The sequence below is a fragment of the Arthrobacter sp. genome (assembly GCF_031179385.1).
Classification (GTDB): domain Bacteria; phylum Actinomycetota; class Actinomycetes; order Actinomycetales; family Micrococcaceae; genus Arthrobacter_D.
In genome coordinates, this window is sequence record NZ_JAPSHV010000007.1 from 21,372 (window position 1) to 35,285 (window position 13,914).

At 64.4% G+C, this 13,914-nt stretch carries 11 protein-coding genes and 2 riboswitches; of the genes, 9 read left to right on the forward strand and 2 right to left on the reverse strand.

The genetic code is table 11. From position 1 onward, the window contains the following. The 5 genes from RIF85_RS02605 (at position 1) to RIF85_RS02625 (ending at position 7,883) form a co-directional block, all read left to right on the forward strand. The gene (locus tag RIF85_RS02605; protein ID WP_309070352.1) at positions 1-1,446 is read left to right on the forward strand and encodes an NAD(P)/FAD-dependent oxidoreductase; all 1,446 of its coding nucleotides are present in this window, start codon (positions 1-3) and stop codon (positions 1,444-1,446) included. A 78-nt stretch (positions 1,447-1,524) separates the two neighbouring features. Further along, positions 1,525-1,628, forward strand: a riboswitch (glycine riboswitch). Continuing rightward, a riboswitch (glycine riboswitch) is annotated at positions 1,629-1,732 on the forward strand. Between the two features lie 50 nt (positions 1,733-1,782). Then, positions 1,783-4,629, forward strand: coding sequence for an aminomethyl-transferring glycine dehydrogenase (gene gcvP / locus RIF85_RS02610; protein WP_309070353.1), 2,847 nt, complete (start codon positions 1,783-1,785; stop codon positions 4,627-4,629). A 9-nt stretch (positions 4,630-4,638) separates the two neighbouring features. Then, entirely contained in the window at positions 4,639-5,751 is a 1,113-nt protein-coding gene (gene gcvT, locus RIF85_RS02615) for a glycine cleavage system aminomethyltransferase GcvT (RefSeq protein ID WP_309070354.1), read from the forward strand. Continuing rightward, positions 5,748-7,121: an L-serine ammonia-lyase gene (locus RIF85_RS02620; protein WP_309070355.1), complete on the forward strand. Its 1,374-nt coding sequence runs from the start codon at positions 5,748-5,750 to the stop codon at positions 7,119-7,121. Before gcvT ends, RIF85_RS02620 begins: the two co-directional genes overlap by 4 nt. Beyond that, on the forward strand, positions 7,122-7,883 hold the full coding sequence (locus RIF85_RS02625) for a methylenetetrahydrofolate reductase (protein ID WP_309070356.1): 762 nt from the start codon (positions 7,122-7,124) through the stop codon (positions 7,881-7,883). Positions 7,884-7,891: 8 nt separating this feature from the next. Here RIF85_RS02625 and RIF85_RS02630 read toward each other — a convergent pair whose 3' ends face one another. After that, positions 7,892-9,061, reverse strand: a complete 1,170-nt coding sequence (locus RIF85_RS02630; RefSeq protein WP_309070357.1) for an RtcB family protein — start codon at positions 9,059-9,061, stop codon at positions 7,892-7,894. A 122-nt stretch (positions 9,062-9,183) separates the two neighbouring features. On the opposite strand from RIF85_RS02630, the gene RIF85_RS02635 reads away from it, so the two are divergent. The 3 genes from RIF85_RS02635 to RIF85_RS02645 all read left to right on the forward strand — a co-directional run bounded on the left by RIF85_RS02635 (position 9,184) and on the right by RIF85_RS02645 (position 12,538). Next, positions 9,184-9,417, forward strand: a complete 234-nt coding sequence (locus RIF85_RS02635; RefSeq protein ID WP_309070358.1) for a hypothetical protein — start codon at positions 9,184-9,186, stop codon at positions 9,415-9,417. A 164-nt stretch (positions 9,418-9,581) separates the two neighbouring features. Beyond that, positions 9,582-11,264 carry an ATP-binding cassette domain-containing protein gene (locus tag RIF85_RS02640; RefSeq protein ID WP_309070359.1) on the forward strand — a complete coding sequence of 561 codons (1,683 nt, stop codon included), beginning with the start codon at positions 9,582-9,584 and terminating at the stop codon, positions 11,262-11,264. 98 nt (positions 11,265-11,362) lie between these two features. After that, positions 11,363-12,538 carry an MFS transporter gene (locus RIF85_RS02645; RefSeq protein ID WP_309070385.1) on the forward strand — a complete coding sequence of 392 codons (1,176 nt, stop codon included), beginning with the start codon at positions 11,363-11,365 and terminating at the stop codon, positions 12,536-12,538. Positions 12,539-12,615: 77 nt separating this feature from the next. On the opposite strand, the gene RIF85_RS02650 is transcribed toward RIF85_RS02645, so the two are convergent. Next, positions 12,616-13,035 (reverse strand): hypothetical protein, encoded by a 420-nt coding sequence (locus tag RIF85_RS02650; RefSeq protein WP_309070360.1) that lies wholly within the window; start codon positions 13,033-13,035, stop codon positions 12,616-12,618. Positions 13,036-13,277: 242 nt separating this feature from the next. Between RIF85_RS02650 and RIF85_RS02655 the strand changes: the two genes are divergently transcribed. Then, positions 13,278-13,871: a hypothetical protein gene (locus RIF85_RS02655; protein ID WP_309070361.1), complete on the forward strand. Its 594-nt coding sequence runs from the start codon at positions 13,278-13,280 to the stop codon at positions 13,869-13,871. Positions 13,872-13,914: the final 43 nt, after the last annotated feature.

A 13,914-nucleotide genomic window follows, 5' to 3' on the forward strand; every position in this document is an offset into this window, starting at 1 on the left:
ATGACTGACGTCGCGATTGTCGGTGCCGGACCCAACGGGCTGGCGGCCGGCGTCGTGATGGCACGGGCGGGACTCAGTGTCGAGGTGTTCGAGGCTGAGCATGCTATCGGCGGCGGCTCCCGCTCCATGGAGCTGCTCGAACCGGATCATCGCCATGATGTCTGTTCAGCGGTGCACCCGATGGCGTTGGCATCGCCCTTCTTCCGTGATTTCGCCCTCTCTGACCGCGTTCCCTTCGTTGTGCCGGCGCTGTCATATGCCAACCCGCTCGACGGCGGAAGGGCGGGGCTCGCGTACCGGGACCTCGGACGCACCGCCATGGGGCTGGGCAAGGACGGGCAATCCTGGCGGCGTCTGATGCGCCCGCTCGTGCAGCACATAGAGGGCGTGGTGGACACGGGCCTTAATTCGTTCCTGCGTGTTCCACGGAATCCTGTGGCCGCGGCCTTTCTGGGCCGGGCGACGCTTGAGCAGGGAACACCCCTGTGGGGCTTACGTTTTTCAACCGAAGAGGCAGCGGCATTGTTCACCGGCGTGGCCGCCCACGCCGTCTCCCCCCTTCCCACCCTCGCGGCCGCCGGAGCCGGCCTCACCCTGGGAGCGTTGGCGCACACGGTGGGTTGGCCGATCCCGGTGGGTGGGTCGCAGGCGCTGGTGGATGCCATGGCGGAAGATATCCGTGCGCACGGAGGGAGAATCCACACGGGCCGCCCGATCACATCGGTGAGCGAGTTCGACGGCGCACGCGCAGTCCTGCTCGACGTTTCACCCCGGGTTGCGGCCGATCTGGCCCGAGACCGGCTGCCTCAGCGCTACCTTTCCGCGCTGGAGGGCTTCCGATACGGCGACGGAGCGTGCAAGGTCGACTTCATCCTCTCTGGTCCAGTGCCATGGGCAAATGAAGAAGTACGATCGGCCGGAACCGTTCATGCAGGCGGCAGCCGCCGGGAGGTTGCGGCGTCCGAGGCTGACGTCGCTTCCGGCCGACATCCGGAGAAGCCCTATGTCCTGGTATCGCAGCCCTCTGTATTCGACTTCACCCGCGCTCCGCACGGACGCCAGATCCTCTGGACTTACTGCCACGTCCCCAACGGATCGACGCGGGATATGACTGAGGCCATCGTGCGGCAGATCGAACGTTTCGCACCGGGGTTCCGCGACGTCGTCGTCCGTTCGCACGTGATGACAGCGGCGGATCTGGAACAGTACAACGCCAATTACGTGGGCGGGGATTTCAGCGGCGGGGCGGTCACCATCCCGCAACTGCTCGCGCGCCCCTCCTTCGGACCCAACCCATGGCGCATGCCGGTTGACGGTCTGTACCTGTGCTCTGCGTCGACACCTCCGGGGCCCGGTGTTCACGGAATGGGCGGGTACCACGCGGCCAGATTGGCGTTGAAGGACGTCTTCGGGCTGCCGGTGCCGGAGTTGGGGATGCGCCGTTGAACTGGTCCTGACCGGACCATTTCCGGCTCAGGAAGCGCAAGAGTAAGCTTGATCACGATCGCAACTAAATAACGCCCTTGACCCGCAGCGGGAGAGTTCTGCCGTTGACTTCACACACCGGTAGGCGCCGTAGGAGCAAACCCTCCCCAGGAATCTCTCAGGCCCAGCACCGCAGCGGAAAGGCAACTCTGGAAAGCAGGACAGCCGAGCCCGGCTGTCCTCACCGACGGTGCAATGCGGACCTCGCGTTCGCGGAATCTCTCAGGTCCAATACAGAGTGGGGAGGAACTCGACCCTGGTTCGCGCATGTTGCGCACACTGATCTACGGAGTTCCCATGACCCACCTGACGGAATCAACCTTCTCCGACCGACACATCGGTCCCCGCTCCGATGATGCCGAGCAGATGCTGAAGGTTCTCGGCTATCCCTCTCTGGACAAGCTCGTCGATGTCGCCGTGCCGGCGAGCATCCGCATCGACGAAGGCCTGGACCTTCCCTCCGCGCTCAGTGAGCCGGAAGTTCTGGCCGAACTGCGCCGCATCGCGTCGAAGAACAAGACCGCCGTCCAGATGATCGGGCAGGGCTACTACGACACCGTGACACCACCGGTGATCCGCCGTAACGTTCTTGAGTCGCCGGCCTGGTACACCGCGTACACGCCCTACCAGCCGGAGATCTCCCAGGGCCGCCTCGAAGCGCTCCTGAACTTCCAGACCATGGTGCAGGACCTCACCGCGCTGCCCATCGCCAACGCCTCACTGCTCGATGAAGCGTCCGCGGTTGCCGAGGCCGTCCTGCTCATGCGCCGGTCGGGCAAGAACAAGGGCAGGACAGTGGTGGATGCGGATTGCCTGCCGCAGACCATCGCCGTTGTCAGGGGTCGCGCGGAAGCGCTCGGCTTCGAGGTGGAGATCGCGGACCTGTCCGAGGGTCTTCCTGACGGTGACATCAACGGCGTGGTGCTGCAGCAGCCCGGTGCTTCCGGCGCGCTGTGTGACCACACCGGCATCATCGCCACGGCGCACGACAATGGTGCGCTGGTGACGGTTGCCGCTGACCTTCTGGCGCTGACCCTGATCACTCCTCCCGGTGAGCAGGGTGCGGATATCGCCGTCGGCTCTGCACAGCGCTTTGGCGTTCCGCTCTTCTTCGGCGGACCGCATGCCGCGTACATGGCTGTCCGCAAGGGTCTCGAGCGGATGCTCCCCGGCCGGCTGGTCGGCGTGTCCAAAGATTCCGACGGCGCTCCCGCGTACCGCCTCGCGCTCCAGACACGCGAGCAGCACATCCGCCGCGAGAAGGCGACTTCCAACATCTGTACGGCCCAGGCACTACTCGCCATCGTCGCGAGCATGTACGGCGTCTACCACGGACCTGACGGGCTGAAGGCAATTGCAGAGCGCGTGCACGGGAAGGCTGCGAAACTTGCCAGGGCACTGCCCGGAACTGTTCACACCTCCTTCTTCGACACCCTCCTCGTGAAGGTCGACGGCGGCGCCAAAGACATCGTCACCAAGGCGGAAGAACGCGGGATCAACCTGCGCTTCGTCGATACCGACCATGTCGGTATCTCCTGCGACGAGACCACCACGGATGCACACCTGGAGATCCTCGCCGGAGTGTTCGGCGCGGACCTTCCGGATGGAGCCGAGGGAACCATTCCCGCGGAACTGAAGCGGACGTCGTCGTACATGACCCACCCGGTGTTTTCGCTTCACCGCTCCGAGACGCAGATGCTGCGCTACCTGCGCGGTCTCTCCGATCGGGACCTCGCGCTTGACCGCACCATGATCCCCCTCGGTTCCTGCACCATGAAGCTGAACGCGACGGTCGAAATGGAGCCGATCTCCTGGCCCGAGTTCGCAACCATCCACCCGTTCGCGCCGGAGCACCAGACCGAAGGCTGGCGTGAGCTCATCGGTGACCTCGAAGCGCGCCTCGCAGAGATCACCGGCTACGCCGGGGTGTCCATCCAGCCCAACGCAGGATCGCAGGGAGAGCTGGCCGGACTCCTGGCCATCCGGAACTATCATCTGTCCCGCGGTGATGAAGCCCGTAACGTCTGCCTCATCCCGTCGTCGGCGCATGGAACAAACGCAGCGTCCGCTGTGCTCGCCGGCATGAAGGTGGTGGTGGTCAAGACAGCGCAGAACGGCAACATTGACCACGACGACCTCCAGGCAAAGATCGAAGCGAACAGCGATTCCCTGTCCGCGATCATGATCACCTACCCCTCAACGCACGGCGTCTTCGAGGAGGACGTGCGCTGGGTGTGCGACCAGGTGCACGCCGCCGGTGGCCAGGTCTACATCGACGGTGCCAACCTGAACGCCCTCGTCGGTCTTGCCAAGCCCGGTGAATTCGGCGGCGACGTCTCCCACCTCAACCTGCACAAGACCTTCTGTATCCCGCATGGAGGCGGGGGACCGGGCGTCGGTCCGGTAGCCGTAGCGGAGCACCTGGTGCCGTTCCTGCCCGGAGACCCGAACAGCACGCAAAGTGCAGCGGGCGTTCCCATCTCCGCCTCACGGTTCGGTTCGGCAGGCGTGCTCCCCATCTCCTGGGCCTACATCGCCCTGATGGGCAGTGAGGGACTGACTGCTGCCACCAAGTCCGCCCTCCTCGCGGCCAACTACGTTGCCGCCCGCCTGAACGAACACTTCCCGGTGCTCTACTCGGGTGAGAACGGCCTGGTTGCGCACGAGTGCATCCTTGACCTCCGGGACCTGACGGCCAAGACCGGCGTCACCGCAGAAGACGTCGCGAAGCGCCTCATCGACTACGGCTTCCACGCGCCGACCCTGAGCTTCCCCGTTGCCGGCACGCTCATGGTCGAGCCCACGGAGTCAGAGGACCTCGCAGAGCTCGATCGTTTTGTGGACGCGATGATCGCGATCAAGGGGGAGATCGACCGCGTAGCAACGGGCGAATGGCAGCTCGAGGAGAGCCCGCTCCGCCAGGCGCCGCACACCGCGCAGGCACTCATCAGCGACGACTGGGCCCAGGCCTACTCGCGTGAAGAGGCAGCATTCCCGCTGCGGTCCCTGCGCCATGACAAGTACTTCCCGCCGGTCCGTCGTGTCGACGGCGCCCATGGAGACCGGAACCTCGTGTGCTCGTGCCCGCCCCTCGAAGCTTTCGAGGACAACGCCGAGTCCCTTCACGAGAACACCGGAAACTAAGGAAGTCTCATGACCAAGCAGACAGCGCTCTACGCGCAGCATCAAGAACTCGGCGCCGCCTTCACCGACTTCGGCGGCTGGCAAATGCCCCTGAAGTACCGGAGCGAGCTGGAGGAACACCATACGGTGCGGCGTGCGGCGGGCATCTTCGACCTTTCACACATGGGCGAGGTGAAGGTGAGCGGAGCGCAGGCGGTACAGTTCCTCAACTACGCACTCGTCGGCAACTTCGCAGTCATGCCGGTAGGCAAGGCCAAATACTCCCTGATCTGCACTGAGGACGGCGGAGTCATCGACGATCTCATCGTGTACCGCCTGGAGGAGGACGAGTTCCTGGTTGTTCCGAACGCCTCGAACTCCGACACCGTCGCCGCGGAGCTGCAGCGCCGGGCGGCTGACTTCGAGGTGAAAGTTCAGGACCAGTCGGAAGATACAGCCCTGATCGCGGTACAGGGGCCTAACGCCGAGGCGATCCTGCTCGGTATGGCCGGCGCAGCAGACGCCGAGGCGATCACTTCACTGAAGTACTACGCCGCCGTCACAGTGGAGCTGGCAGGGCTCACGGTTCTCCTCGCCCGGACCGGTTATACCGGCGAAGACGGGTTTGAGCTCTTCATCGAGAACGGGCAGGCGCTGCAGTTGTGGAAGGCCGTGACCGAGGCCGGCGCTGAACACGGCCTTGCGCCCTGTGGGCTGGCTTCGCGGGACTCGCTCCGGCTGGAGGCAGGCATGCCGTTGTACGGACACGAGCTGGGGCTGGATACCAACCCCTTCGAGGCCGGCCTCGGCGGCGTCGTCAGCTTCAAGAAGACCGAGGACTTCGTGGGCCGCGCCGTGCTCGAACCACTCAAGGGCGGAACTCCCAGCCGGAAGCTCGTGGGTCTCCGTGGATCCGGAAGGCGTTCTGCCCGCGCCGGGTACGGCGTCGTTCAGGACGGACGCACGGTTGGAACAGTGACGTCCGGCCTGCCAAGCCCGACGCTCGGCTACCCGGTGGCGCTCGCCTACGTGAACTCCGAGCTGAGTGAACCCGGTACGGAACTGGAGGTGGACCTGCGCGGCCGCCCCGAAGGATTCACCGTGGTGGAGTTGCCCTTCTACAAGCGTCCGGACCGCTCGTGACCATCAGCGCCTTCGACCTGTTCAAGATCGGGATAGGACCGTCTAGCTCGCATACCGGTGGACCGATGACCGCGGCATACCTGTTCACCAGGCTGCTGGCGGAGCAGGAGCAGATGGGGCAGGTCACGCGGATCTCGGCTGAACTGTTCGGTTCCCTCGGTGTCACCGGTCATGGCCACGGGACGGTCAAGGCCGTTCTGCTCGGCCTTGAGGGTGAGCAACCCCATCTCACCGATCCCGAGCGCGCGGAACCGCGGGTCGGCGAAATCGAGTCGTCCAGGACACTGCGGCTCGGCGGGGTTCGGGATATCAGCTTCGACCCGGAAGTTGACCTCGTCCTGCACCGCAGGCAGCGCCTGGATTACCACACCAACGGCATGCGTTTCACGGCATATAACGCTTCCGGAATGTCTCTACTGGCCCGCGAGTACTACTCAGTCGGCGGCGGTTTCGTCCTGGATGAGGATGAAATCAACTCGGACGTATCCGTCGGCTCGACTGTTCCTCTGCCCTACCCCTTCGAATCGGGGGCCCAGTTGCTGGACATTGCGGCAGCAACAGGTAAGCCCTTCTCCGGCATCGTCTTTGCCAACGAATTGGTCTCCCGGTCCGAGGAGGAGGTCCGAAGCGGCTTGCTCGAGATCTGGGACGTCATGCAGGACACCATCCGCCGGGGGTCCTCGACCAGCGGCATCCTTCCAGGTGGGCTGCATGTCCGACGCAGGGCGGCACGGCAGCTGGAACTGCTCCGTAAGGAAGCGGACCCGAACGATCATCTCAGCACCATGGAATGGGTCACCCTGTTTGCGCTTGCGGTGAATGAGGAGAACGCGGCAGGCGGCCGCGTAGTCACCGCACCCACCAACGGTGCCGCCGGCATCATTCCCGCCGTTCTGAAGTACTACACCGATTTCGTCCCGGGAGCCGACGACGACGGCGTCATCCGCTTCCTGCTTGCCGCCACTGCCGTCGGCGTTCTCTTCAAGAAGAATGCGTCTATCTCCGGCGCAGAGGTGGGCTGCCAGGGGGAGGTCGGCTCCGCTTGTGCAATGGCGGCGGCAGGGCTCGCGGAAGTGCTCGGAGGCACTCCCGAACAGGTGGAGAACGCTGCCGAGATCGGCATCGAACACAATCTGGGACTCACGTGTGATCCGGTGGGTGGACTGGTGCAGATTCCGTGCATCGAGCGAAACGCGGTCGGTGCGATGAAGGCGATCACCGCCGCCCGCATGGCCGTGCGCGGGGACGGTCAGCATTTCGTGTCGCTCGACGCCGCCATCAAGACGATGCGCGAAACGGGTGCGGACATGATGGACAAATACAAGGAAACGGCCCGCGGGGGGCTGGCCCTCAACGTGGTGGAATGCTGAATGGCGCTACCGACGCGGGTCGAGATTGTCCCTGGGGGCGGCGTCGTCGACCGTCTGCAGGGACTTGTTGCTCCTCCGGCAACGATCACGGTCACCTGCCTTCCACACCATGGTCCGGAGGAGACCGTTGGCCTCGCCGTGGAGCTTTCGGGTCTCGGCTATCGCGCGGTGCCGCATCTCGCGGCCCGTACGCTCACGTCCCGTCGGCAACTCATGCACTTCACGACGCGCCTCGCTGACGCCGGGGTGCGGGACATTTTCGTGATCGCCGGCGATGACAAGGACCCGGAGGGACCCTACGGCTGGAGCATGCCGGTCATGGAGGAGATCGCGGACGTCGGCGGGTTCAATACCGGTTTCGCGGCCTACCCCGAGGGTCATCCCTCAATTTCTGAACCGGAATTGACCCAGTTACTGCTGAAGAAGCAGCAGCTGGGCAGCTGGGCCGTCACCCAGATGTGTTTCTCGGGCGATGTCCTCAACCGGTATGTCGCCCGACTGAGGTCCGACGGTGTGACTGTGCCGGTGTGGGCAGGGGTCCCGGGGCGGGTGCGGCGGACCCGGCTCATTGCGTTGGCCGGTCGAATCGGCGTCGGTCCGTCACTGAAGTTCGCCAAGCGCAGCGGATCGCTGCTCCGTTCTGTTCTGGCGCCGTCGTCGTACGATCCGGCGCCGTTGGTTCGGTCCATCGAACGCAGTAACGCGTTCGCCGGGGTGCACGTCTACAGCTTCAACGACTTCTCGGGGATTCCCCGGGCCTGAGCCCGGATTCAGTCGCCCTTCACGTTCACGATCTGGCGGAGGGTATGCCGGATGCGGACCAGGTCCCGGGCGTCCTCCATCACCACGTCGATGTCCTTGTACGCCGCCGGGATCTCATCAATGAAGGCATCTGTATCGCGGTATTCGATGCCTCGCATGGCTTTCCTCAGTTCCTCACGGGAGAAGGTGCGACGCGCGGCGCTTCGGCTGTATTCACGGCCCGCACCGTGCGGAGCGGAATTCAGGGCCGGTGCGAAACCGAGGCCCTCCACCACGTAGGACGCAGTGCCCATGGACCCTGGAATGAGCCCGGGGCGGCCGGGGGAGGCATCGATCGCACCCTTGCGGCTCAGCCAAACCTGCTTGCCGTAGTGCGTTTCCTGGGCGGTGTAGTTGTGGTGACAGTTGATGCGCTCGAGTTCCCGCACTTCACCGTCGGTCCATCGGGCGAAGCACCCAATGACGCGGTCCATCATTTCCTCGCGGTTCAGCAGGGCGAAGTCCTGGGCCCACCGAAGCTGGCGGATGTATTCCTCGAACTCTTCATCACCCTCCGTGAGATAGGCCAGATCGTTGTCCGGCAGGGAGATGCGGCGTTTGTCGCACAGATCCAGGGCGACCCTGATGTGCCGCTGGGCGATCCGGTTTCCCACACCGCGTGATCCACTGTGCAGGAAAAGCCACACATTGTCGTTCTCATCGAGGCTGACCTCGATGAAGTGGTTGCCCGATCCCAGCGACCCGAGCTGCAATGCCCACTGCTTTGAATACGACGCCGGATCGAAACCCGCGCGCTCAGCGTCCCGTGCCAGCCGATCGACACGCGGCTGCGCGGAGTCAAGCACGCGCTTGTTGCTGTGACCGGCGGAGAGCGGAATGGCCCGCTCGATGGACTGACGAAGTACCTTGCGGTCCAGCCTAGCCAGGTCTTCAAGGGTGAATTGGGTTCGTACAGCGATCATCCCGCAGCCGATGTCCACGCCCACCGCAGCTGGAATGATCGCGCCCAGGGTGGGGATGACCGAACCTACGGCGGCGCCCTTCCCGAGATGCGCGTCCGGCATGCTCGCCAGATGAGGGTAGATGAACGGCATAGAGGCCGTCTTCAGGTTCTGCGCCCGAGTCTGGTCATCGAGGATGCTGGCGAAGTTCACGTACGTGGGGCTGACGTTTTCCATGATCGTCCCATCGTCCTTCACCTGCACCAGAGCTTCAACCAACCTTTCCCCAAGGCCTGCGGGAAATCATGAAGCGATTCCTTCCCAGTGGCGGCTGGGAAGACCCGTCCGCAGGAGGATCCATGGATATTGAGATAGTCGGCGCCCTGGCGATCATGGCCGTGGCAGCCGCCGTTGGCCTGACAACCCGCCTTGCAGCGACGAGTCAGCGCCGGATCACCCCTGAACCTGCAGAGCTGTCCTCTGCCGACCGTCGCCTGCTCCCGTACCTCAAGCTCACTCCGGCGCAGTGGCTATCGCTCACGGACTTCCAGCGTGCCAACCTGCGCGAGAGGGCTCACCGGACGATGAGCTAGGCCGGAACGCTGATCAGTCGTCGGAGACGGCTTGCTCCTTTGGTAGTGACGGGGATCACCACTTCAAGAGGATTGGCACCAGCCCCGGAGCCGCCGAGTGCCTTCGGTGCTGCAAACGCAACTCTTTGCGCCGGGCTTGGGCTCACGGGTGCAAGACTTAAGCTGTGGCACACCTTGACGTTTCCAACATCGATTACTTCCTCTCCGACGGCCGCCAGCTGCTCAACGGCGTCTCCTTCAAAGTGGGCGAGGGCCACAAGACTGCGCTCATCGGCCCCAACGGAACGGGAAAGACCACCCTCCTGCGTATCGTTGCCGGTGACATCACCGCCGATGAGGGGGCCGTGACGAGGTCCGGCAGCATGGGCATCATGCGTCAGTTCGTTGGCCAGGTCCGCGACGACACCACCGTCCGTGACCTTCTGGTGTCGGCCGCCCCGCCGGTGCTCGCCGCAGCTGCCAAGCGGATCGATGACGCCGAGCTGGCCATGATGGAGCACGACGACGAACCCACCCAGATGCGCTACGCCCAGGCAATCGCCGACTGGGGAGACGCCGGCGGGTATGAGCTCGAGACGACCTGGGACGAAGTCACGATGGCGGCCCTGGGCGTGCCCTATGATCGCGCCCAATACCGTGCAGCGTCGTCGCTGTCGGGCGGTGAGCAGAAACGGCTGGTGTTGGAGGCCCTCTTCGCCGGACCAGATGAGTTGCTCCTCCTGGACGAACCCGACAACTATCTCGACGTACCCGGCAAACGCTGGCTGGAAGCAAAACTGAACGAGTCGAGCAAGTCCGTGCTCTTCGTCAGCCACGACCGCGAACTGCTCGACAATGCGGCGACGCGCATTGTGACGCTGGAGCCCGGGGCCCTAGGTGCTTCCAGTTGGGTGCACGGCGGCGGCTTCAGCACGTATCTCCAGGCGAGGGCCGATCGCAACGCACGGTTCGAGGAGCTCCGGCGTCGCTGGGATGAGGAGCACATCAAGCTCAAAGAGCTCGTGAACATGTACAAGAACAAGGCAGCGTTCCGCTCGGACATGGCCAACCGGTACCACGCCGCCCAAACGAGGCTGGCGAAGTTCCTTGAGGCCGGCCCGCCGGAAGCGATCCCCATCGAGCAGAACGTCAACATGCGGCTCAAGGGCGGACGCACCGCCAAGCGGGCGGTGGTGGCACAAAAGCTCGAACTGACCGGGCTGATGAAACCGTTCAGCACGGAGATCTGGTTCGGTGACCGCGTCGGCGTCCTCGGTTCCAACGGCTCCGGCAAATCACACTTTCTGCGGTTGCTTGCAGCAGGCGGAAGCGATCCCGACAAAGAACATGAGCCGGTCTCCGAGGTGAGCATCGCTCCGGTGCCGCACACCGGCGTCGTGAAGCTGGGAGCACGCATCCGGCCGGGGTTCTTCGCCCAAACCCACGTCCGTCCGGACCTCCTGGGGCGCACCCTGCTCGACATACTGCACCGCGGCGACGATCACCGGTCCGGGCTGGGGCGCGAAGCCGCTTCCGCAGTATTGGACCGCTACGGGCTCGCAGGGCAGTCGGAGCAGTTGTACGACTCCCTGTCCGGCGGACAGCAGGCGCGATTGCAGATCCTGCTGCTTGAGCTCTCCGGTGCGACCCTTCTGCTCCTCGATGAGCCTACGGATAACCTCGACCTCCATTCGGCCGAGGCGCTGGAACGGGCTATCGACGCCTTCGAGGGAACCGTGCTCGCAGTGACGCACGACCGCTGGTTCGCCCGCGGCTTCGACCGGTTCCTGGTGTTCGGCGAAGACGGCAAGGTGTACGAGTCCGAGACCCCGGTGTGGGACGAGGGCAGGGTGCAGCGCGCCCGGTAGGTGCATGGGCAGTTAGGTCCTGATACGCCGTGCTGTGTGTAGACCGACCCGGTCACGGCACATAGGGTTTATGGGTGCAGAACAACGTCAACCCCGCCATGTGGGCAACCTTTGCAATCTTCGGACTCAACGGCCTGGTCTTCGCCAGCTGGGCGGCGCGAATTCCGGCCGCCTCCGACGTCCTCGGACTGAGTGACGGTGCTACGGGTGCGCTGCTTCTGGTCGCCGCCATCGGTTCAATGATTTCCCTCCCACTGTCCGGGGGAATCGCGGCCCGGATCGGAACCGCCAACACCGTGAGGGTCGGCGGAGTAGCCGCAACCATTGCGGCCTCAACGATCGCCGCAGGACTGATCGCGGAGTCGGTTCCCCTCGCAGCAACCGGCCTCTTCATCTTCGGCCTCGGTATCGGCTTGTGGGATGTCGCGCAGAACCTTGAGGGAGCCGACGTCGAACGCCGGCTCATGCGCACCATCATGCCCAAATTCCATGCAGCCTTCAGCGGTGGTGCCTTCATCGGTGCGCTCGCCGGTGCCGGGCTCGCTGCCGCCGGCGTGGAACTATCCACACATCTTGTGGGTGTTGCGGTTCTGGTGCTGATCATCTCGCTGTGGATTCCGCGTTACTTCCTGCCGGAGCACTCCCACGAGGAAAAGCACGACGACGGGGCCTCCCGCCGCAGCGGACTCACAGCCTGGAGGGAGCCGCGCACGCTTCTCATTGGTTTGGTGGTGTTGGGTGCCGCGCTGACGGAGGGTGCCGCGAACGATTGGGTAGCGAAGGCCACGGTCGACGGGCTGGGCGCGGATGAGGCTGTCGGTGCCCTGATGTTCGGCGTCTTCGTCGCGTCCATGACCCTGTTCCGATTCATCGGTGGAGGGTTCATCGACCGGTTCGGCAGGGTCCGGGTGCTGCAGGTCAGCCTGGCATCGTCACTGGCCGGCCTGGTGCTTTTTGTTTTCGCACCGAACGTGATTCTCGCCGGACTTGGGGCCGTTCTCTGGGGAACCGGTGCCGCCCTCGGCTTCCCGATGGGTATGTCCGCCGCCGCCGATGAGCCGCGGCTTGCGGCCGCTCGGGTCTCCGTCGTGTCGACCATCGGCTACATGGCATTCCTGGCAGGGCCGCCCCTGCTTGGGTTCCTCGGAGATCAGGTGGGCATCCGTAATGCGCTGCTGGCAGTCGGCGTGGCCGTCCTGGCCTCATTCCTCGTGGCTCCCGCGGCGGCCGAGCGCAAGGCCGGGGAACCGGAAGGAAGCCGCATTCCGTCCTGATGCGGCCGCCGTCGTACTGAGGATATGACTCCAGATATGCGGAAGGGCGGGCTGCTTAGCGCAGCCCGCCCTTTTCCCTAATGGCGTCCGGGACGGCCTTGATCGGCGTCGTTCCGGCGGTCGTTGTCCCGGCGCGCGTCGTCGTTCCCCACCAGGGGATCGATTTCATCTGCGTGGCGGGCGCGATCTTCGGTTTCGCGGCGTAGTCCCTGTGCGTCCGCCTGGCGCTGTTCTGCCTCCTGGCGCAACCGCTCGGCGTCGACCTCGGCCTGCTGGGCCTCAGCGGCCGCACGGGTAGCGTGGGCCTCACGCTCGCGCGCCTCGAGGTCCTTGACCTGTGCTTCTTCACGAATCTGGTTGGCACGCTCGTGATCCTTCCGGCGCTTCTCCTGATCGTGTTGCTGCTTGCGCTTGCGTCCAAGGAAAACGATCAATCCGATGATGAGGAGCACTACGAGGATCCCGATGATGATCCATACCCATGTCATTGCGTCCATTGCCTTCGCCTTCCTGATGAATGGCTGCCACGCCGGGCGAGCCAGTATTCGGGGCGCCCGATAGGGACGTCTAGTAGTAACTCTTGACCTGTACTTGAGGGTCGTCAAGGGGTGGCTGTTATGCCGCCGTCTGGCCGCCGCCGAAGAGATCCTCCCTGAGGACGACGCCGGCAGCCGGCGTCGTGGCTATGCTCAGAAACGCTGCCCTCATCCGGGCACGGTAAAGCGTGAAGGAAGAGCAAGTGGAGCACAGTGCATCGATCGAGAAGTTCTCGGTAACGCAGAAGATCACGATGATGGTGAACCGGTACGAAGTGCGTTCGGTGGACCCGAGCGGCAATCCCGGTCAGCTCATGGCCCTCGCGCAACAGAAACGCGCCGCCTTCAAGGAGGAAGTCCGCTTCTTCGCCGACGAGTCACGGCAGACGGTGTTGTTTTCCTTCAAGGCGCGCCAGCGGCTGGACCTGGGCGCGACCTATGACGTGCTGGACGCGCAGGGGAACCCGATCGGCAGTTTCCGCAAGAACTTCGGGGCGTCGCTGCTTCGTTCCACGTGGCAGCTTGATGCACCTGGTGTCCAGGCCGTCGGGAGTGAGCGCAGCCAGGGAGTTGCCATAGCGCGCAGGGTGTGGGAGATCGTTCCATTCCTTGACGCCATTCCGGCGCCCTTCCTGTTCCATTTTGACTTCCGTGACCCATCTGGGCAGCTGGTCCTCACCTCGGAGCGGCGCGCCTCCCTCCGGGACCGTTACGACGTGACGGTTCCGGGTGGTCGTTTGGACTGGCGGGTAGCGGCCGCGATGGCGGTTGCATTGGACGCATTGCAGTCCCGTTAGAGGACAGTCCAATTCGAATAGCGGACACAAGCTGTCCGTGATG